Below are 20,363 nucleotides of genomic sequence, written 5' to 3'. Positions count from 1 at the left end.
ATAAATAGGTTAGTGTTGTTTTATTTTGATAATAAAATAACATAAAAATCTAATTATCAATACATTAAATATAACCATATAAACTATAAGTTTAATTTTTATGTATTTATTAAGTTTTTTTAAATGACCGTTTATCTATTAATCTTTTTAAATGACCGTTTATCTATTCAACTTTTTTAATAACCGTTCAGCTTTTTTTATAAGCAATTCTCAAGAATTTAAAATATTTTTGTATCAGTTAATAATAAATGTAAAATTGAAAATGTGACTTATCGAATTTAAAAGTGTCTTATTAATAGAACAACTTTTAAATTTCTCTCTAATTATTACGCTTAAAAATTTTATCATTAGGCCCTCAAATTATGATAAAGTTGTTTTCTAGATTAATTCTGATTTTGGCATTAATCTTGATTATGTTGTAATGAATAAATAAAAACTATGAAAAACTTAACCCAAAAAGCATTAATACTTATAACTCTGTTATTCGTTGGCTCTATCTACGCACAGCAAGAAAAAGGAATAATCGGTACTGATAATTGGCTTAGTTATTGGACAGATTTTAAACCTAAAACAAATGATTATGGTCAGCCTAGTCAAATTTTAACTGGTAACATTACTGAAGATACTAGGTTAACTAAAAGAGAAACTTACTTATTAGTAGGAAATGTTTTTGTAACAGGAAACGCAACACTTACTATAGAGCCAGGTACTATTATAATGGGAGATTCTAAATCTAATGGTTCTCTAATTATTAGTAAGGGATCAACTTTAATAGCTGAAGGTCTAGAAACAGACCCTATTGTTTTTACGTCAAGTAAAGATATTAAGAAAAGTGGCGATTGGGGTGGATTATTTATTCTTGGTGATGCTCCTATTAATCAAATGGGTGGTGTATCTAATGTAAAATATGGTTTTCAACAAGTATCCAATCAAAATGCTCTTTATGGAGGAAAAAATGCTCGAAGTAATTCAGGTGTTTTGAAATATGTAAGAATAGAGTACGCAGGAAAAAGAACTAAGGATAATGGTTATTTTAGCGGTATTACTCTAGCTGGTGTAGGAAGCGAAACTATATTCGAAAACGTTATGGTGACTTACTGTAAAGGAAATTCTTTTAACGTTATTGGAGGAGTTGTTAATTTAGATAAAATGGTTTCTTATAGAAGTAATGGTAATGATTTTGACTTTAATTATGGTACGCAATGTAACATAACAAATTCTTTAGCTATACGCTCTCCTTATGTTTCAGGTTCAGAAGAATCTAGATCTATGTCTATTTCATCTTATAACAAAAAAGAAGAAGTAGATTATTCAAAAAAATCTACATTGGTTACTGCTGAGAATATGTCGATAATTAATTTAAGTGGCGATTTAGCTTCAGCTATTGAAATAGGCTTAGTAAAAGAAGGTATCTATATTGCTAAAGATGCTTCTTTAGATATGCGTAAAAGTGTTATTTCTGGATTCAATCCAGCTGTAATATTAGATAATAAAATTGTGTTATCTACTGAGAACTTGAATAAGGTAAAGTTTAGTGAAATGTATTTCAATAACAGTAATGGAAATATTTTTGTAAAAAACAACCCTAACAATGAAGATTTAGAGAACTGGTACGGTAGCAGCTCATTCTTTAATGTGTATTCTAAAGGTTCAGATTCTGAAACATTCATTGATTCTGAAGACATAAACAATCTTGATTTCAGATTAAAAATTGATAAAATTATAGCTTCAAATTAATATTGGGTTTATAGTTTACATAGTTTGAAGATTGGTTATCTTCTTAAATAAAAAAAGTGATACTTCTATTAATAGAAGTATCACTTTTTTTATATGCCAAATTCAGCAATATTCTATGCTCTTTAGGCTTCCCTCCTACTCGATCACATAAAAGAACTCCATTATTAATGTAGAATAAACTTTAATTACCCAACGAAAGTATGCTATGGAATACTTTGTTAATAGGTTATCTCAGTTTTAAAATTAGGCATAGATGTAACGGTATAAATATATTTTAAATTACTCATTACTAAGCTATACCAATTTAGAGAAGAATAGTTAATAAAATTAACAGAATGAATTATCTATTTGGCTTGATAATCTTTATATTTAATACATCTAACTAATCTTATAAAAAAAGTATATTTGCCAGCGATTGTAAATTATGGCATTATTAAACAACTTCTAAGTATTTATATAAATGAGTACTTTTTAGATTAATGTCAAAATCATAATCTTCAATCATTTTTTGTGAATTTTTTAATCTAAATTATACATTATGAAACATTCAATCATAGTATTTACAGCCTTTTTAATAAGCGCAATGTCTTATGGGCAATTCCAAATTTCGGCTAGTGGTGGCTATGCTATAGGTAGTGCCGGAATGAAATTAGGAGAAACCGTTTCTTTAAGTGAAACAGAAAACTCGTATGGCAGTTATGGTGAAGGTTTAAATGCACAATTAAGAGGAACTTATTTCTTCAACGATACTTTTGGTTTAGATTTAAGTCTTGGATATCTGCACGGTTCTGATCAAACAGTATCCAAAGTAAATGTTCCAGGTACCGAAATTGATGCTGTTGCAAGAGCTCGAGCTTATGGAGCCGCCTTATCTTTAGTTTATAAATTTAACAAAAACACTTATGCACGTTTAGGTGCTTTAGGTAAATTAGGTGGTAAAACAGAAGCTGTTGTGTATAGAAAAGCTACTTTTACAGACGCGGAACGTGCTGAAAATGGTCTACCGTCAGGTTCTTATTCTGAAACTAATTATGTAGAGGATTATCATGGTCATTTTCCTTTAGGAGTTGTTGCTGCTCTTGGGTATGAGTTTGAATTGGATACAAACTTTAGCCTTTTTGTTGAAGCTGAATATTACGGAATTAGTTTAAAACGTAAAGATTCTGAAATTACAGAGTTTAATTCCGATATTTTTACGGGAGATGGTACTCTTGTAGCAACTTACACCTTAGATAACTTGCCAGAAGGAACTGATAAAATTACAACTTACGTTGATAATCTTTCTAATACTAATACAGATACATCAAAAGAATTAGCTGTAAAAGTGCCATATTCTTCATTCGGAATTAATTTTGGTATTATTTATAAATTTAAAGGTTCTAGTAAAAAACAATAATTTTATAAAAGCCAATACTGGTTAAATAATAAAACCTATCAAAACTAATGTTTTGATAGGTTTTTGTTTTTAAAATAGTGGAATTAAATTAATAAGCCACTTCTTTTTTTATTTTTTTAAGAGCGTAAAATAAAACGTAGTACCAACCCCCTCTTCGCTTTCTAACCAAACGGAACCCTTATAAAACATAATGATTTTTTTAACAATAGAAAGACCAATTCCCGAAGAAGAACCTGTGCTTTCTAATTTTGTAAAGACTTTAAATATTCTTTCAAAATAATCCGATTTAATTCCAACACCATTATCTTTTACAAAAAACTCAAAAAACTCGTCGTTTTCAATAAATCCAACTTCAATTATGCCTTTTTCTTTATCATTATAATTTATCGCATTTTGGATTAAATTTTGAAAAACTTGCTTAAATCTCCATGTATTCCCATATAAACTTGGTAAGTTTTTTTGAACTCTAATGTTTATGCTATCTGGAATTAAAATGGTTTGTAAAATCTCGTCGATAATTAAATTAAAATTAACTAATGAGTCTTGCGATTCTGATTTATCTATAGTTGAATAATCGAAAATTCCTTTTATCAAAAAATCCATTTTTTCGACATTAAACAATACTTGATTCAAAGGATTCAAGGCCGCTTCACCCAAAGTTTCCTTATGGTCGTCCATAAACCAACCTATCAAGGTGTGAATATTTATTAGCGGTGCTTTTAGATCATGAGATACAACATGAGCATATTCATTTAATTCCTGATTTTGAAGAGATAAATCTTTTAATAATTCTTCTTTCTTCTTTTCCTGAACTTTTATTCGCTCTTCATTCTCTTTCCTTTGAATAACGTTTACCAGCATGTTTGCAAAAACAAAAAGAATTTCTTTTTCATTATCGTTATATTTATTTATTTTTTTAACCGAATCGAAACCAATAAACCCTATTAATTCGTTGTTTTTTATTTTAGGTATGGTGATCAAGCTTTTAATGCCTTGAGGCTCTAAAATGGCACGTAAACCAAACTCACCATCCTCTGGCAGCAAACTAACATCTTCCACATAAAAAGCTTCTCCTTTTTTGTGTGCATCTAGCCATTGTGTAACATAATCTAAAGGTATGTTTTGTAAGTGATCTATTTCGGGTTCTATCCCTTCTGTACACCATTCATAGGTGTTAGATGTGGTGTTGTTTCCAAAATCGTAAGAAAAAATATAACTTCTATCAGATTCTACAAATTCCCCAATTTGCTTTAAGGATTCTCTAATAAGTTTATCAATATCTGATAGGTCAGAATTAATATATGTTGTAGAAATACTAATTAATAAACTCTGAAAGCGTAGTTGTCGTTCAATGATTTTATCTTTCTCCAACTGTTTAAAATCATTTTCTGAAAGTTTATTTACATTATCTATGTGTTGTTTTTCCATTTGACTTTTAGAGATTTAAAATGAAACGCGGTTCCTTTCCGAAATATACTACTTACATTCTTCTTACAAAAATTAAGGTTAAAAAAAATTATTTGTAAGAGTGTTAACTATATTTATTATAACAATAATTTTATCTTTTTCTATGCTTTCACCTAAATACTTAAAGATAACAAAGCAACTTTCATTCAGGTTTGAAGATATAAAAAAACCTGCGAAGCGAACTTCACAGGTTATATATAATCCTTTAGAATAGATTACCTATTTATTTATTTCCTAATGCTATCTTATTATTTCTGAACTCTAACACTATTATTTACGTAATCTGCAATATAGATAGTACCATAGTTATCTACTACCATTTCGGCAGATTCGTTAAAGCAAAACCGTATTATTTTAATTTATGAATAAAAAAAACTACTAATTTTAAATCATTATCTTTTTTTATTCCCTCTTTTTAAAATATTGAGTTCATCTGTTTTAATAACATAACCAAAACGAACCATAGAGTTAAAATCTTCGTAATTAATAAGGCTTTCTGCTTGCCCTAAATACCATTCCAACATTAAATATTGGTTAGATTTACCTTTAAAAGGATGATAATATAATCGAGTACGTAGCATGCCTTTCATATTCCACTGTAATCCTTTCTTTAAAGCCATTTCAAGGCTAAACTTATCGTTGTAAAAATCATGAGATAGGGTTAATTCTCCTAAACCTACATAATCTATCAACTCAGGGTTACCACTCTTGTATCCATAAGGTATCCAGCCTTTTAAACTCAATATCGTTTTAGGACCAATAGCTGTACTATATTTAAGACTAACTCTGTTCCAACTTCTAGAAAAAATACTATCTCTACCGTTAGATTCATGCTCAAATTCTAGCGTACCAATACCTTTAAGCCTATCGTTCTTATCAAAAAATGCTCGCCCAAAACCAATTGTAGGATTAAAATTAATTTCCTTAAAAGGATAAGATTCTTTAAAAACATCCCAAAATGACTTTTGACTATAACTAAAAAAAATGTAAGTATCCCAAGGCAAAGTATTTCGGCTTATCATTTGTTTAAAACTAACCTGATATTTTACATTGGCCGTATTACTGTTTATATCCATATTAGTCGGCACACCAATAATAAAATAATTATCTTTATGAATACTAAAACCAGGCAGTTGTTTCATGGTATCCCGAACGGCTTCACGAGTTAAACCTTGGCCATTTACTCGATTACAAAACAGACACATTACGTTTAATATAAGTATTAACGAGATGGAAATAGAAGGCTTGTATTTATACATGTTATTAGTAAAAATTTACTATTGGGAGGTTATAAAACAACTAGCTAATTAGCTAGATTTATTTTTCAAAATTAATAATATTAATCAGTATAGAAACTACAAGAATGCGTTAATTTATAAAAATTAAGTAGCTAGTTAAAGATGACTAATTTGTTCCAATTCGTTTCTCATTTTTTGAACATCTAAATTTTTTAACAATACTAATAAATTAGGATACATTTTATAATGATAACCTAATTTATCCTTCTGGAACTCTTCAATAGCTAACTCTTTAGACCAATTATCAATAACCATTCTATAAGCTGCTATTATTGTTCCCGTTCTATCAGAACCATGCCAGCAATGCACTAAAACCGGTTTTACAGAATTTTGAATTACCCTTAAAGCGTTTAAAATATCATCTTCATTTAAGATTTTTGTTTTAATAGGATGGTGTACTAATATAAAATTGAAGTCCTTAGCTTTTTTTGTGTTATTTCTAAGCCGCCTTAAATTAAGAATAGTCTTCACTCCCATTAATTCCATTTCTTTGAAGCCTTTTTTACTTGGTTGCTCCGACCTATACAAAACATCATTGATTTCATATAGGTTTTTAAAATGTTTAGATTCTATCTTTTTCAAAGTTTCTTCTTGGGCATAATTAAAGTTTACAACACTAATAAAAAACACCATCGCTAATAATAATTTTTTCATCTTGTTATTTTTCGAATAAGCAATCAAAAATAAAGCTAAACCTTTTTAAAAAATAAATTTATAAATCATTTATCTTAGTTTTAACACACCGCAGACTTCGTAATGTAATCTAAACCATTTCATTAAAAATTTTTACTTTAAATAGATATTCAAAAGAAAAAATGTATAAAATAAAGGGTATATCTTTCTATTTCTTATTCAAATCTTTTATTAAGTTGAAAGCATAATACGAAATTATTAGCGCAGCAAGACCAATGCAACACCACATAAACCAAGGTTGTTGCCAAAATGAAATCTCAGCTTTTTCTTTTGTTTTAGCTTGAACATAAGTTACCGAACTTATTTCTGCTATGGGCAAATTACTCTTCAAAGTATTGGTAACTTCAGAAATATCATAATCAGGAACATTTAATGCCGTGTTTCCTGCGGTAACTTTATATGTGTTTTGTGCATTTAAAGCCGCAACCAAATACAAAGGTTCTTGCATAAACTGGATGCTATTAATTTGTAATTTAGGATTGTCTTTATTTTCTATTTCTAAATACAACTCCTTTTCTGTAATAGTCGAAATATCAAAAACAAGATCTTTATCCGAACGTATAGAAAAAGTCGTTAGCACTTGCTTGTAAGATTCTATATTGCGCTTAACTTCGCGTTCTCGAATAGCGTACAAGGTGGCATTTCGACTATAAAGTTCAGGACCAGCAATATCAATTCTAATTTCATTAATAACTTCTAACCTATCAAAATTGATATGAATTTCTGTTTTCTTGTTTTCTTCGGAAAAGGCTATTGCTTTTACAGGGATTTTATCCATAGCGATAGGCATAATAGTAACCGTCTCAGCTGTTGCTTTTCCTATTTTTAAAAGATTTATAGGTAATGATTGTTTATCATTAAAAACAACCTTAAGATATTTATAAGCACATAAAGGAAAATTAATAACCTTGTAAACACTTGTTTCCTTTGGATGGCTTAATTGATCTAGTTTCCCGTTGTTAACAATTCCAAACCATTGATTTTGATCGTTACTACCTTCTAATCGATAACTTTTAGTGCCTTGATAATTTGCAATTAAAAATACGGCTTGTTTAATAGTTTTATCAGGGTTTTGAAATATATAAGTGGCAATTGAATCGGTTATTCTAGCACTTGAAATAACAGGAAATTCTGTGAAATCTGAAACCTTTGTGCTTTTATAAGACATCGCAGGCTGAATAAAATAAGGTACTTGATTACCTTTAGTATCCCAAATTCTTATGTCACGTAAATTTCTTGTTGCATAAGATCGTAAATTATGAGGTACAGGAATACGATGTAATCCAGCCTCTTTTACAGCATGTATTTCGCCTTCTACGGTGTGCTTTTGGCCAAAAGCCATAACAGCAAAAAGCATTATAAATAGTTTAATCGATGTCTTCATTCTCAGTAGTTTTCTCTTCATCAATTACCAAAACTTTTATTTTTTGGTATATAAACGAAATAATTAAAATAAGGATTCCTAATAATATAAATGCAATAATTTTTCCTGTTTCAGAAACATTGCTAATGTCGTATGCAAATAGTTTTACAATAGTAATTCCTAAAAGCGTTAGAGCAATAATTCTTAAGGATTTCAATTGTTTTTTTATACCCCAAAGTAGTAATACAAAAGATAAAATCCCCCATAAAACAGGAAGGCCGGTTTTTATTATTTTATATTGCCCTGTGGAAATTAAACGATAATTAGCAGCAAAAGTTTCTTCTGTAGACGAAAAGTCCATAAGGTAAATACCTTGTAAGATTACTTCAGTACTCGCTAAAAGCACTAATAAAAAAACAGCAATCCATATCGCTAGTTTGTGGTTAAATATTGAAAACACCTTACGCGTTTTATTACTATTGTATATTAAATACCAAAAATAAATAACGAAAGCTATGGCTAATATGTGCAGGTAATAAGCAATACTGCTATTATTTCCGTAAAGTATATTATCTTCAAATTCCATCATAGCAATTCTATAAAAACCAACTGCAAATGTCACGATGTTAAAAACGGCTAATACATTGATAATTTTATCTTTAACCACCGTTCTATTTCTATATAAAATAAAGCAGAATACAGCAGAAAACAGTAAATGGTATTGCAACGAAACAGATAACATGCCAAGGAACTCAAAGTATTGATCCGATTGATAAATAACTTCAACTAACCCAACAAAATAGCCAACTATTACGGCGGCAATACCTGCTATTTTTTTATAAAACACAGGATTAAACTGTAAACCAAATTTCAGTAATTTCTCTGTGTCTTTTCGTAATAAAAAGTGAACAGCTACAAGCGAAGCAACCACCAAAATACCAGCAATAAAAATTGGATTTAGAATTATTGTTAATTCCGAATCTTCAGTATAAACAAGCCAATCCATTAATAAACTTCCAAGCATTAAAATTTGTACAGCTACAGCCGCAAAACGATAACTTTTAATTTGAGATTTTTGAGCTAACCACATAAGCATAACTGCCTCTATAGCCCAAAAAATAGTAATATTATTTCCAGAAAACTGAATAGGAATGGCTAGCGTAATAAAGGTTAAACTTAAACCTATTAGTAGATAAATGCCTTTTTTGTCTAAACCAAATTTCTTGAATAACAATAACGAGTACCCCATGTTTAGCAAGGCTAAAAACGCTGTAAAAAGCCCTCTTAGTTCTGGTTTATATTCCGTTAAAACAAGCATACCAATACTATAGAAAACAAAATTATTGGTAGTAAGCATGGTTAATTGTATTCCAGTAAAAGTACCTTTAGATCGTAAATTGCTTATGGTAGTCATCACCATAAAAATCAAATAAAATACAAAACCAAATATTAACGCGCCTAAGTAATGTGGTTCTGCACTAAATACATCTTTACTTACCCAACCTCCAAACAGCAAAATGGTAAATACAAAAGCGAGAATGTGTAAGAGTTGCCATTTTTTAAAATAAGCTAAAGCTAATATTCCTATATCTAAAATGGCGATATAAGTAAATAATACAAGGTAGTTTCCGCTACCCGTACTTACCATAAATGGTACTGCAAACCCACCAATAAGCGATAATATGGCAAGCTCCATTCTATTATAGGATAAAGATATTAAACAACTAAAAGCTGTAATAACAACCATAATACCAAAGGCTACTTCTTGACTAAATAGCTTGTATTCGTGAAAAGCAATGGCTATGGTGAAATAAAATATAGCAATAGCACCTGCAACAAGCACGGAGCTAAATGGTGCATATTTTTCACGTAATTTATGTGCTATAAATAGTACTAAACTACCAGCCAAAATACCAATACCTACACGTGCAGGCTCATTAATCCAGTCTTTATCTATGGCATATTTTACAAAATAACTAATTCCTAAAACTAGAATTAGAATACCAATTTTATTAATCAGGTTTTCTCCAATAAATTTTTCTAGATCTGGGTTCTTTTGTTTAAAGCGTTCCCAAAGCGGAACTGTTGGTTCTTGCGGCACCTCTTTTTCACGTGCAGCCGCCATAGTTTTTGCAGAATCTACTGTTTTAAGCAGCATTTCTGCTTCAACGCCTTCTATGTTTTTCGTATCTGTGTAATACTTATAATCCTCTAGTAGTGTCCTTATAAACTCTATATCTGTTTCTTCTTTAACGTTGTTAATTCCTAAAACTTCAACCATTTTATCTCGAAGTTTTATCAATGTTTTATAATCTTCCGAAGTTTCTGCAGTTACTAATATGTTTTTAATAATACCTACATCTTTATCATTCAGCTTAACAACACTAGGATAAGTTGGTTTATATATTTCTTCTACAGATTCCTCATTAGTATATTGTTCTGTTAGAGGAACTTCAATAGGTGGTAAAACATCTTCTTTTATAACCTCCGGAATTATTTCTTCCTTAACACTTTCTTTCTGAACGCTTTCTTTATCAGGAGTTACTTTTTTATCAGTTCTAGAAACTAATTCTGTTTTTAATAGATAATGAAGGCTGTTCAGTTTTTCGTTTAAAGATTCAATTTCCTTCTTTAATCCACTGCTCTCTCTGCTATATTTTGAATTCTGAAAGATTAATAAAATGATAATAAGAACTGAAAGAATATACTCCATAGGGTTTGGATTGGTTATGTTTCTTAGATAGAAGTTTGCAATGTAATGTTTATCTTTAATATAATTTATTTAGTAGATAAAAGAAGCTAAAATCAATCTGATTATTTCGAATTAGGACGCCTTTTAACGGATATCCTATGTGTAAATTAAATAGCATTTCATTTACATTAAGACGTTCTGCTAGTTTTTAAATATAAAAAATGTCTTGGAAAACTTTTATTTATGTCAGATAAATCTTGCTTAAAATCAACATTTGTTACAAATAACAATTTTAACGACCTAAATTATTATTAAACTATTAATTTTACATTCAAAATGCGCTATTAGTTGAACCCTACAACTAAATATTACGTATTTAAATATAACTTATAAGCCTTAAGTTGTATTAAAACGAAGAAGAACATTATGTTGAAAAAATTAATAGCAAGAAATAACATTTCAATACATGGTGATGGTAGCAAAGCTATGTTATTGGTTCATGGATATGGCTGCGACCAGAACATGTGGCGGTTTATTACTCCAGAATTTAAAAACGATTATAAAATTATACTTATAGACCTTGTTGGTTCTGGAAAGGCTGATGAAGCGGCATACGACTATGACAAATATAGTACACTCGAAGGCCATGCTAATGATATAATTGAAATATGCAAAGCTCTAGACTTAAAGGATCTTATTTTTGTAGGACATTCTGTGAGTGCCATGATAGGTACGCTTGCCGTTATAAAAAACCCTGATATTTTTAAAAAAATAATTATGATTGGCCCATCTCCAAGGTATATTAATGATGGGGATTATTTTGGTGGTTTTACTCAAAGTGATATTGATGAGCTCATGGAAACCTTAGATTCTAATTACTTAGGTTGGTCTAGTGCAATGGCTCCCGTTATTATGGGAAATCCTGATAGACCAGAATTAGCCGAAGAGTTAGAACAAAGTTTTTGCCAAAACAATCCAGAAATAGCAAATCACTTTGCAAAAGTTACTTTCTTAGGCGATAACCGAAGTGATCTTAATAAGGTCACTATCGAAACGTTAATACTTCAAAGTCAATCGGACGTTATTGCTTCAATTGAAGTGGGAAAATATGTGCATAATAACCTATCTAATAGTCAATTTGTAATTTTAGACGCCATAGGTCATTGTCCGCATCTTAGCGCTCCCGACCAGACTATTAAAGCCATGAAAAAGTTTTTAACATAACTGCTTATAGAATTAATAAACTCTCCCTCAATGAAATTTAATATAGACTATAAAGAACTTTATAACACCTCTCCTAGCGGTTATTTTTGCACTTTGCCAGATGGTACCATTATTGATGCAAACCAAAGGTTTTTGGAACTCACTAATTATAAGCGTGAAGAAGTTATAGAGAAAAAACAGTTTATGGATTTTCTTTCTGTGGGTAGTAAAATATATTATGAAACTGTCTACTCTCAAACTTTAAAACTAAGCGGAACTCTAGAAGAAATAAATTTCGATTTCAAAAAAAAAGATGGAACTAAATTCCCTGTTCTTATCAATTCAGTTGAAGTAAAAGATAAAGCCGGCCATCACTTATACACGCAATCTGCCATATTCAATATTTCTCATAGAAAAAAATATGAGCAAGAACTCCTTATTGCTAAAAGAAAAGCGAACAATCTATCTGATGAGCTGATACAGACAAATGAAGAATTACGGCGTAGTTCCGATTTAATTTCACAGCAAAAATTACAATTAGAAAAATTCAACCATCACCTAGAAAACAAGAATAGTCAACTTTCAAGTTTTACACATATAGCTGCTCATAATTTAAGAGCACCAGTTAGTAACCTAGTTTCCTTACAGGATTTCTATAAAGAAAGTACAGAGGAAGAAGATAGAACCATGCTTTTTTCTAAAATTGAAATAGTTATTGGTCATCTTAATGAAACCTTAAATGAGTTAATAGAGTCCGTAAAAATACAAGGAAACACAAATATTGTACATGATCCTATTACCTTTGATAACGTTTTTGATAAAACATTAGAAATTTTAGAAGGTCAAACATTAGATTCAAAAGCAGTAGTGACTTCCAATTTTTCCAAAGTCACTAAAATTGAATATCCTAAACTTTATATGGAAAGCATTATGCTAAACTTAATGTCTAATTCTATTAGATATCGGTCTCCCAATCGTATTCCTAATATTCATTTCAGCTCAGAAATTAATAAGAATGAAGTTGTACTTTTGGCTACGGATAATGGGTTAGGAATAGATTTAAAAAAACATGGACATAAGCTTTTCGGACTCAGCAATACATTTCATAGACACCCAGATTCTAAAGGCGTTGGGCTGTTTATGATTAAAACTCAAATAGAAGCCATTGGAGGTTCTATAACGGCAGAAAGTGACGTAGATAAAGGAACAACCTTCAAAATAATTTTAAAGAAAAATATATAATGATAGATAAGCTACCTCTTATAGGAATTATAGATGATGATAAAATTTATCACTTTATGTTAACCCGAATTATTAAGCATAATAAATTAGCAGAAAGAGTAATTGATTTTTATGATGGTGAAAAGGCTATTGAGTACCTTACTGATAATACAGCAACTAAGGAAAATATCCCAGATATTATTTTTGTCGATAATAATATGCCAATTATGGATGGTTGGCAATTTATAGACGCATACACAAGATTAGAACCTGAAATTAAAAAAAAGGTATATATCTTTATGGTAAGTTCTTCAATAGATCCAATCGATATTGAGAGAGCTAGTAAAATAAATCAAATCTCCGATTACATTGTAAAACCAATTAAATTGGAAGAAGTTAAGGCTATTATTGATAATTTAGAAAAGTTTTAATCTCTGCTTGAATGTGCAGTAGAAACAAAGTATCGATATAAAAAATATAGAAGTATAACTCTAATAAAAGCCAATAGGTATTAACTTTATGTTGCACATAAAAAAACTGTGAATTTAATTAAAAAGATATTCGGACTCAAAAAAAATAAGACTTCAAACGGAGCTTTTTTTAGCGCGACTGAATATGAAATGAAAAACTTGCTCTGCGGAATAGGAAAATCCGATATTCGCGAAAATGAGATATCAATAACCGAATATCCTTTTGAACCTTCAGTTGCTTATCCTGAAAAAATAATTAATGCTAGCAAAATCAATTTTATATCCGCGGATTTCGGACTTTGTAGAATATATGTTGATAACGATATTATTTTCATTTCATCTGAACAAAAAACAGAATTGCTGAAATTTTCAGAAATTAATAAAATAAAACTCATAAATCATAGCTGGAATTGGGATTGGATTTTAGAGCCATATCTCGATACTGAATTTACGGCTGATAATGAAAAAAGAATAGAAAAGTGTCTAAACGAAGTTGGAATAGACAAAATTGAAACTAAAAAAATTAGAAGCGAAGTTGGAAAACAAATGTATAAATACAACTTCGACACCATGCTTTGGGACTGGTGCAATTTAGGTTTATGTGATGTTTTATCTGCTATGCGAGTAAAATATAATCAAAACGAATTTAGAGAATTTTACAAAAGAGCGATAGAAATTGACAAACGAAGTAAAAACTCCCTTCATAACAGCTTATAAAATTAATTGCTTATTTTATGCTAAACCAAAAGTGGTTGTATTTTTTTTATGTCTAATTTCCCTTTGCAAAACCCCTGAACACACAAAAACAAACCCTTTAAAAGTCTTATTTATTCCAAATAAGTTTATATAAATCGATATTAATTCAACTCCTTCATGATTTCAGAAAATAACTCATAAGATCGTATTCTATCTTTCACATCATAAATGTTAGTAACAGCAATAAGTTCGTCTGCTTTGGTTTGCTCCATAAAGGTTTTAACTTGAGCTTTTACCGTCGCTTTGCTTCCTACAAAAGAATACTTTAGCATTTGGTGAACCTGCGGATTTTGAATAATCTCTTCTAGGTCTGGTGTCATGTCTGTTGGTGGTTGTACAAAATCACGTTTCCCTGTAAAAATGCCGACAATCATGCGGATTAAAGAAGTGAATAAGCGCTGTGCTTCTTCATCGGTATCTGCAATTATAATATTAACTCCAGCCATCACATAAGGTTTTTCTAAATCTTTTGATGGTTGAAATTCTTTTCGATAAATAGAGATTGCATCCCATAAATGGGTTGTCGCAAAATGACTTGCAAAAGCATAAGGCAATCCTTTTTTAGCCGCTAAATGCGCACTATCTGTACTAGAACCTAAAATGTAAATAGGCACCTCTACCCCTTCTGCTACTGTGGCTCGTACTTTAGAACTCGCATTCTCTTTAGAAAAATAAGTTTGTATTTTTTCCAATTCATTAGGAAAAGAATGTGCGGCTTCCATAAAATCGGATCGTATGGCTTGCGCTGTTTCTCTATCTGTTCCCGGTGCTCTTCCTAACCCCAAATCAATTCGGTTTGGGTATAAAGAAGCTAACGTACCAAATTGCTCGGCAATAATTAATGGCGAATGGTTTGGTAACATAACACCTCCAGAACCCACATTTAGCGTGTTTGTACCTTGCGCAACATAACCAATTAAAACCGATGTGGCACTACTCCCTATATTTGGTGCATTATGGTGTTCTGCCAACCAATAGCGTGTATAACCAAAAGCTTCGGCATTTTGCGCTAATTCGAGCGCATCATTATAAGTTTGTTTAAGTGTATGACCTTCTGAAACTAAAGCAAGGTCTAATATGGAATACTTTATTTTTTGAGTTTTCATGAGTGCTAATAATCAATTGTGGTAGGTGCTCTATCAGGCAAATTCTGTATAACAAAAGTACTTCATTAAATAAAAAACTTATACTAATAAATTCCTAAATTTGTAAAACATTAATGGGTAATTTAAAGATGAATAATGTAATAAAAAGCATCCCTGTTTTAGATTTAGACGGTGCGGCTATAGACTTAATGATGGCATATAAAAATAAAGTTTTATTACTTATTATTTATAACAACGACTGTTTGGGCTGCACGGGTCGAGCCATTCCTTTGGCTTACGAGTTTCAACTAAAATACCCATCGATTCAGGTAGCAGGCATTCATGCAGATTTTGTAAATAGAGAAGGTACAAAAGCTTCAATTAAAAGTATTTTTACTAGTGGTGAAAACCCGTTTCCAATTTATATAGATAAGCATCATCAGGTTTATGATCAATTTAAATCTGAAGGCACACCACAATGGTTGCTTATTTCGGAAAATGGCGAACTGTTTCGTTCTATTTTTGGCTCTCAGGATAATGCTAAGAATCGCTTGTTTTATGCTTTAGAAAGCCTTTGTGAGTAGTAAAACAGCTGGTTTCTCTATTTTTTATGATACAACCACCAATTCATATCTCGAGTTAACTGAAATCCTAATTTTTCATAAAGAGAAATGGCTAAATTTCCTTTGTTTGTATGTAAAATAGGTGTTTTATTGGTTTTTAAAATTTCTTTTGTATTGTGAGAAATTAACTGTTTTGCCAGTCCTTTTCTAGTATAATCAGGATGAGTAACCACAGCACTAATTTCTATAAAAAGATCCGTTTGCATACGCTGTCCGGCTATTGAAACTAATTTACCGTCCTTAATTACCCCATAGTAATTGCCCATTTCAAATGTTCTCTTCTTATAGTAACCAGGCATAACCAACCAAACTAAATCATAAATTTCATCAATAAAGGTCTCGTCTAACAGCACAATGTCTTCTGTTATTTCAACTTCAGATAGCTTATTTAAAACCATTTGACAGCCATCAATTTTTCTATCTAATAGTACTTTACTGTCGTCTATTATTGGTGTTTGGTTTTCTGAAACAAAAAAGAATGAATCTGAATTTTTCACATATTCACTTGAAGCTTCTGCCGTTTTTGTTTCATCGAAAAAAGCTCCAAAAGGGCAAACCTCGTGGTGATAAAATTGTACACCATTAAAATCGACAGCAAACTTTTTATGCGTTTCTTTTAATGAATGCCAAACTGGGTTTTTTAATTGATCTTCTAAATTTATCATTAGAAATACTTAAATTAAGTTTAAGTTGAAAAGCACTCCGTATATTGAAGCTTACTTATAACTAAACGATAATATTGTTTTTTATAAACTTAACAGAACAAATTAATACTCCGTTTTATCCATTTTTTTAATCCATTCATTGAATGGTTCTAAAGCGATATCGCGAGCTAGTTGCTCGAACGGGATGCTTCTTTTTTCATATGGTAAAGGGATTTCCTTGTAGATAAACTCATCATCAAAACCAATATTAGCCGCATCTACTTGGTTACTTCCGTAGTAAACCTTATCTGGTCTAGCCCAATAAATAGCGCCTAAACACATAGGGCAAGGCTCGCAAGAGGTATATATTTCACAACCATCCAACTGAAACGACCCTAAATTATTACATGCATCTCTAATAGCTGTAACCTCGGCATGTGCTGTTGGGTCGTTGGTAGATGTTACTTTGTTATTACCGCGACCAACTATTTTTCCGTCTTTAACAACTACGCAACCAAATGGGCCGCCTTCATTGTTGTTCATTCCTTTTAAAGCTGCGTTAACAGCTTCCTGCATAAATTTTTCTTTGCACATCGTTCTTCTAATTTTCCCGAAAAGTACAAATCATTTAAATTATTATAACCGAAACCCTATGTTTTATTTTAAAAACAAAAAGACTAGTATACCTTTTAAACAAAAAAAGCCCATCAAAATAAATTGATGGGCTCTTTTAAAAACTTGAAGTATATATTTAGATAACTTTTACGTTAACTGCATTTAGTCCTTTGTTTCCTTCTTGTAAATCAAATTCAACAACATCGCCTTCACGAATCTCGTCTACTAATCCTGAAATGTGTACGAAATGATCTTTGTCTACACCTTCTTCAGTGATAAATCCAAATCCTTTAGCGTCGTTGAAAAATTTTACTGTTCCTTTACTCATAATAATATTATATTTTAATAATTTGATAATAAGATTACAAAGATAGTGCCAATAAAGTTATAATACCTCTTCTACTGCTAATCATTTAAAAATAGTTTTCTTTTACTGTATTATATTCCCTTCAAAAGGAAACATAAAATGGTGTTAAAAATGGTAACTTTTACCGCTATAATTATCGCTTTACGTAACTTGCATTATAATTGGTTTTATTGTTAATTTAAATACGATACAACATGAAAAATAAACTTTTAGCCACCGTCCTTATTGGTTTTATAGGATCTGTAGGCATAGCACAAAATTCGGTAGAATTAGTTGCTAATCAAAATCCAAACTATCAAATTAGTCTAGACAAATATGTAACAGCAAACACTTTTAATAATGCAACCTTATTACAAGGTACTACGCTGCAAGAAACTTATATCGCCATAGATCCTATGGAACGAAAAAGAGAAAATAAAGAGTTAAGAGCGTATTTTAGATCGCAACGCCCTTTATGGAGACATCAAGAACGTCTTGAACGTGCTAAAAACACAGCATACTATAATTATGACAACTATAGAAACTATAATACGGATTACAATTACCAAAACAACAGATGGTTAAATAGTAATACGCTATTAGAATTAGGGTTGTTTAGCTACTTAATTTTCGACTAAGATTTATTGAATACAACAAATATATTACACAAAACGATGAAAAAGCAACATATTATTATAGGGTTATTTATTGTAGGATCACTAGCTTTAGGATCTTGTGCTAGAAAAATAACACGAGTAGCTCCAGACACACAAATAGATATTAGCGGCCGATGGAATGATACCGACTCCAGATTATCTGCTGAAGAATTAACAGATGAAATTTTAACCGGCAATTGGATTACCGATTTTATGCAAGCAAACGGTGGCAAAAAACCAGTTTTAATAGTGGGGTTAGTTAGAAACAAAAGCCATGAACACATTGAAGCGGAAACTTTTACCAAAGACATTGAAAAAGCACTTATAAAAAGAGAAGTGGCTCGTGTAGTTTCTGGTGGAGAAATGAGAGAGGAATTAAGAGCAGAGCGTGCAGACCAGCAAACAAATGCATCTATGTCTACAATAAAAAAGTTTGGTTTAGAAACGGGTGCCGATTTTATGCTTCAAGGTAATATTAATTCTATTGTGGATGCTCATAAAAGAGAAAAGGTAACTTATTACCAAATAGATTTAGAGCTTACTAATATCCAAACCAACGAAAAAGTTTGGATTGGCGATAAGAAAATTAAAAAGCTTATTAAAAACTAAAAACATTCTAAAAGCTTCTCTATTTTTTAGAGAAGTTTTTAATTAAAGGCTAGGTGCTCATTGGTATATGAAAACTACATATTTAAAAATTACGTATTATACTGCTTTATGTGTCATTTTTTTATGCCTGAATAGTTGCGCGTCTTACAATACTAAAAGTCAAGAATTTCAAAACGATTTACAGCAAGGAAACACAGAACAAGCGCTTCGTGATATAGACACAAATCCATTCTTGAAAAAGAAAAGAAATTCACTTCTTTATTATCTCGAAAAAGGAAAAATAGCTTATTTAAATAATAATTATGAGTTAAGTAATTCTTTTCTGAATAAGGCCGATGCTTTTATTGAAGAGAATAAAAAAGCTCTAAGTAGTAATGTTTTAGGTGTGGTGGTAAATCCTGAAAAAGAAACCTATATGGGAGAAGATTTTGAAAAAATTGCTATCCATTACTACAAAGCGCTCAATTATATTTTTCTAGACAAACAAGATGATGCTTTGGTTGAAGCCAAAAGAATTAATCTTCAATTACAAGAAATTAACGATAAGTATCCCGCTGGTAAAAAAAATAGATACACCTCGGATGCTTTTGCTTTAAACCTACAAGGTCTTTTATACGAAGCTTCTGGCGATATTAATAACGCCTTTATTTCTTATAGAAATGCGGTAGATTTATATCTAGATAATAAAGGTTCTTTTTTTGGAACGCCTCTACCCGAACAACTAAAAAAAGATATTTTAAGAACCGCTGCTTCACTTGGTTTTACAAATGAACTCCATAGATATGAAAGTATTTTTGAAACAACCTATATTGCTAACAACACAAATACAGAAAGCGAATTAATTCTTTTTTGGGAAAATGGCTTGGTGCCCTTTAAGGAGCAAAGCTATTACAACTTTACCATATTACCAGGCAATAGAGATGGCATTGTTTCTATCCATAATGAGGAACTTAACTTAACGTTACCCATCCCGATAAGCACAAGCTACGGACAAAAAGGCTCGTTTTCAGATCTTGATATCTTTAATGTTGCTTTTCCAAAATATGTAGAAAGAAAACCTTATTTCTCGAGCGCAACCATTTTAAAAGATGCCAACCCAAGTATCAATTTTCAATTAGTAGAAAATTATGATGTTATTGCTTTTGAAACCCTAAAAGATAGAACGCTTCGCGAAATAGGAAAAGTAGCCATTAGGCTCGGCACCAAAAAAATATCGGAGTATTATTTAAAAGATAAAAACGCAGATTTAGGCGCACTCTTGGGTGTTTTCAATGCCTTATCAGAGCATGCTGATACACGAAACTGGCAAAGTTTACCCCAAAGTATTTATTATGCTAGAATTCCTTTAAATAAAGGTGATAACACCATTTCAGTATCACTAAAAACGGCCAATGGCATTCAAAAAGAGGAAAAAACTCAAGTTAAAGGTAAAAAGGGTATTCAATTTAAAAAGATAACAACGCTGCAATCTTATTAAACTAACACCCTT

General features: G+C 30.7%; 19 protein-coding genes. 10 read left to right on the top strand and 9 right to left on the bottom strand.

The features are described from left to right. Positions 1-438 precede the first annotated feature (438 nt). Both M4I23_RS04965 and M4I23_RS04960 read left to right on the top strand, forming a co-directional pair. Positions 439-1,737 carry a hypothetical protein gene (locus tag M4I23_RS04965; protein ID WP_249753658.1) on the top strand — a complete coding sequence of 433 codons (1,299 nt, stop codon included), beginning with the start codon at positions 439-441 and terminating at the stop codon, positions 1,735-1,737. A 538-nt stretch (positions 1,738-2,275) separates the two neighbouring features. Beyond that, positions 2,276-3,133 carry an outer membrane beta-barrel protein gene (locus M4I23_RS04960; protein WP_158850153.1) on the top strand — a complete coding sequence of 286 codons (858 nt, stop codon included), beginning with the start codon at positions 2,276-2,278 and terminating at the stop codon, positions 3,131-3,133. A gap of 108 nt (positions 3,134-3,241) precedes the next feature. On the opposite strand, the gene M4I23_RS04955 is transcribed toward M4I23_RS04960, so the two are convergent. The 5 genes from M4I23_RS04955 to M4I23_RS04935 all read right to left on the bottom strand — a co-directional run bounded on the left by M4I23_RS04955 (position 3,242) and on the right by M4I23_RS04935 (position 10,667). After that, on the bottom strand, positions 3,242-4,561 hold the full coding sequence (locus M4I23_RS04955) for an ATP-binding protein (RefSeq protein ID WP_158850155.1): 1,320 nt from the start codon (positions 4,559-4,561) through the stop codon (positions 3,242-3,244). A gap of 431 nt (positions 4,562-4,992) precedes the next feature. Then, positions 4,993-5,859, bottom strand: coding sequence for a phospholipase A (locus M4I23_RS04950; protein ID WP_158850157.1), 867 nt, complete (start codon positions 5,857-5,859; stop codon positions 4,993-4,995). Between the two features lie 135 nt (positions 5,860-5,994). Further along, a complete protein-coding gene (locus tag M4I23_RS04945) occupies positions 5,995-6,552 on the bottom strand; it encodes a dual specificity protein phosphatase family protein (protein ID WP_249753657.1) in 558 nt (185 codons plus the stop codon). Positions 6,553-6,739: 187 nt separating this feature from the next. Further along, positions 6,740-7,975 (bottom strand): DUF3999 domain-containing protein, encoded by a 1,236-nt coding sequence (locus M4I23_RS04940; RefSeq protein ID WP_249753656.1) that lies wholly within the window; start codon positions 7,973-7,975, stop codon positions 6,740-6,742. Then, on the bottom strand, positions 7,959-10,667 hold the full coding sequence (locus tag M4I23_RS04935) for a DUF2339 domain-containing protein (protein WP_249753655.1): 2,709 nt from the start codon (positions 10,665-10,667) through the stop codon (positions 7,959-7,961). The genes M4I23_RS04940 and M4I23_RS04935 overlap by 17 nt, the downstream gene beginning before the upstream one ends. Positions 10,668-11,072: 405 nt before the next feature. Between M4I23_RS04935 and M4I23_RS04930 the strand changes: the two genes are divergently transcribed. From M4I23_RS04930 to M4I23_RS04915, 4 genes are all read left to right on the top strand, one after another. Continuing rightward, positions 11,073-11,870, top strand: coding sequence for an alpha/beta fold hydrolase (locus M4I23_RS04930; RefSeq protein WP_249753654.1), 798 nt, complete (start codon positions 11,073-11,075; stop codon positions 11,868-11,870). A gap of 30 nt (positions 11,871-11,900) precedes the next feature. Further along, positions 11,901-13,091: a PAS domain-containing sensor histidine kinase gene (locus M4I23_RS04925; RefSeq protein WP_249753653.1), complete on the top strand. Its 1,191-nt coding sequence runs from the start codon at positions 11,901-11,903 to the stop codon at positions 13,089-13,091. Beyond that, the gene (locus M4I23_RS04920; RefSeq protein WP_158850168.1) at positions 13,091-13,501 is read left to right on the top strand and encodes a response regulator; all 411 of its coding nucleotides are present in this window, start codon (positions 13,091-13,093) and stop codon (positions 13,499-13,501) included. Before M4I23_RS04925 ends, M4I23_RS04920 begins: the two co-directional genes overlap by 1 nt. A 189-nt stretch (positions 13,502-13,690) precedes the next feature. Next, a complete protein-coding gene (locus M4I23_RS04915) occupies positions 13,691-14,257 on the top strand; it encodes a hypothetical protein (RefSeq protein WP_249753652.1) in 567 nt (188 codons plus the stop codon). Between the two features lie 140 nt (positions 14,258-14,397). On the opposite strand, the gene M4I23_RS04910 is transcribed toward M4I23_RS04915, so the two are convergent. Next, positions 14,398-15,402: an LLM class flavin-dependent oxidoreductase gene (locus M4I23_RS04910; RefSeq protein ID WP_249753651.1), complete on the bottom strand. Its 1,005-nt coding sequence runs from the start codon at positions 15,400-15,402 to the stop codon at positions 14,398-14,400. Between the two features lie 128 nt (positions 15,403-15,530). Here M4I23_RS04910 and M4I23_RS04905 point away from each other — a divergent pair, with 128 nt between their 5' ends. Continuing rightward, complete coding sequence (locus M4I23_RS04905; RefSeq protein ID WP_158851867.1) at positions 15,531-15,965, top strand: redoxin domain-containing protein; 435 nt, start codon at positions 15,531-15,533, stop codon at positions 15,963-15,965. 17 nt (positions 15,966-15,982) lie between these two features. On the opposite strand, the gene M4I23_RS04900 is transcribed toward M4I23_RS04905, so the two are convergent. The 3 genes from M4I23_RS04900 to M4I23_RS04890 all read right to left on the bottom strand — a co-directional run bounded on the left by M4I23_RS04900 (position 15,983) and on the right by M4I23_RS04890 (position 17,591). Next, a complete protein-coding gene (locus tag M4I23_RS04900) occupies positions 15,983-16,669 on the bottom strand; it encodes a GNAT family N-acetyltransferase (RefSeq protein WP_249753650.1) in 687 nt (228 codons plus the stop codon). A 102-nt stretch (positions 16,670-16,771) separates the two neighbouring features. Next, a complete protein-coding gene (locus tag M4I23_RS04895; protein ID WP_249753649.1) occupies positions 16,772-17,242 on the bottom strand; it encodes a nucleoside deaminase in 471 nt (156 codons plus the stop codon). Positions 17,243-17,399: 157 nt separating this feature from the next. Continuing rightward, entirely contained in the window at positions 17,400-17,591 is a 192-nt protein-coding gene (locus M4I23_RS04890) for a cold-shock protein (RefSeq protein WP_042495150.1), read from the bottom strand. A gap of 233 nt (positions 17,592-17,824) precedes the next feature. Here M4I23_RS04890 and M4I23_RS04885 point away from each other — a divergent pair, with 233 nt between their 5' ends. From M4I23_RS04885 to M4I23_RS04875, 3 genes are all read left to right on the top strand, one after another. Next, complete coding sequence (locus M4I23_RS04885; protein ID WP_158850178.1) at positions 17,825-18,247, top strand: hypothetical protein; 423 nt, start codon at positions 17,825-17,827, stop codon at positions 18,245-18,247. 36 nt (positions 18,248-18,283) lie between these two features. Then, complete coding sequence (locus M4I23_RS04880) at positions 18,284-18,874, top strand: penicillin-binding protein activator LpoB (protein WP_158850180.1); 591 nt, start codon at positions 18,284-18,286, stop codon at positions 18,872-18,874. Positions 18,875-18,941: 67 nt separating this feature from the next. Continuing rightward, positions 18,942-20,351, top strand: coding sequence for a COG3014 family protein (locus tag M4I23_RS04875; RefSeq protein WP_249753648.1), 1,410 nt, complete (start codon positions 18,942-18,944; stop codon positions 20,349-20,351). The last annotated feature ends 12 nt before the right edge of the window (positions 20,352-20,363 follow it).

This window comes from Algibacter sp. L4_22, assembly GCF_023473045.1.
Taxonomy (GTDB): Bacteria; Bacteroidota; Bacteroidia; order Flavobacteriales; family Flavobacteriaceae; genus Algibacter.
Note: the sequence above shows the minus strand (reverse complement) of the source record. Positions and strands in the feature narration are given on the sequence as shown.

What these genes read in the sequence shown, in the direction of transcription:
- M4I23_RS04920 (WP_158850168.1), top strand. Translation starts at nt 13,091, where the DNA reads ATGATAGATAAGCTACCTCTTATAGGAATTATAGATGATGATAAAATT.
- M4I23_RS04930 (WP_249753654.1), top strand. Translation starts at nt 11,073, where the DNA reads ATGTTGAAAAAATTAATAGCAAGAAATAACATTTCAATACATGGTGAT.
- M4I23_RS04950 (WP_158850157.1), bottom strand. Translation starts at nt 5,859, where the DNA reads ATGTATAAATACAAGCCTTCTATTTCCATCTCGTTAATACTTATATTA.
- M4I23_RS04895 (WP_249753649.1), bottom strand. Translation starts at nt 17,242, where the DNA reads ATGTGCAAAGAAAAATTTATGCAGGAAGCTGTTAACGCAGCTTTAAAA.
- M4I23_RS04885 (WP_158850178.1), top strand. Translation starts at nt 17,825, where the DNA reads ATGAAAAATAAACTTTTAGCCACCGTCCTTATTGGTTTTATAGGATCT.
- M4I23_RS04880 (WP_158850180.1), top strand. Translation starts at nt 18,284, where the DNA reads ATGAAAAAGCAACATATTATTATAGGGTTATTTATTGTAGGATCACTA.
- M4I23_RS04965 (WP_249753658.1), top strand. Translation starts at nt 439, where the DNA reads ATGAAAAACTTAACCCAAAAAGCATTAATACTTATAACTCTGTTATTC.
- M4I23_RS04935 (WP_249753655.1), bottom strand. Translation starts at nt 10,667, where the DNA reads ATGGAGTATATTCTTTCAGTTCTTATTATCATTTTATTAATCTTTCAG.
- M4I23_RS04945 (WP_249753657.1), bottom strand. Translation starts at nt 6,552, where the DNA reads ATGAAAAAATTATTATTAGCGATGGTGTTTTTTATTAGTGTTGTAAAC.
- M4I23_RS04960 (WP_158850153.1), top strand. Translation starts at nt 2,276, where the DNA reads ATGAAACATTCAATCATAGTATTTACAGCCTTTTTAATAAGCGCAATG.
- M4I23_RS04905 (WP_158851867.1), top strand. Translation starts at nt 15,531, where the DNA reads ATGAATAATGTAATAAAAAGCATCCCTGTTTTAGATTTAGACGGTGCG.
- M4I23_RS04900 (WP_249753650.1), bottom strand. Translation starts at nt 16,669, where the DNA reads ATGATAAATTTAGAAGATCAATTAAAAAACCCAGTTTGGCATTCATTA.
- M4I23_RS04940 (WP_249753656.1), bottom strand. Translation starts at nt 7,975, where the DNA reads ATGAAGACATCGATTAAACTATTTATAATGCTTTTTGCTGTTATGGCT.
- M4I23_RS04915 (WP_249753652.1), top strand. Translation starts at nt 13,691, where the DNA reads ATGAAAAACTTGCTCTGCGGAATAGGAAAATCCGATATTCGCGAAAAT.
- M4I23_RS04890 (WP_042495150.1), bottom strand. Translation starts at nt 17,591, where the DNA reads ATGAGTAAAGGAACAGTAAAATTTTTCAACGACGCTAAAGGATTTGGA.
- M4I23_RS04875 (WP_249753648.1), top strand. Translation starts at nt 18,942, where the DNA reads ATGAAAACTACATATTTAAAAATTACGTATTATACTGCTTTATGTGTC.
- M4I23_RS04925 (WP_249753653.1), top strand. Translation starts at nt 11,901, where the DNA reads ATGAAATTTAATATAGACTATAAAGAACTTTATAACACCTCTCCTAGC.
- M4I23_RS04910 (WP_249753651.1), bottom strand. Translation starts at nt 15,402, where the DNA reads ATGAAAACTCAAAAAATAAAGTATTCCATATTAGACCTTGCTTTAGTT.
- M4I23_RS04955 (WP_158850155.1), bottom strand. Translation starts at nt 4,561, where the DNA reads ATGGAAAAACAACACATAGATAATGTAAATAAACTTTCAGAAAATGAT.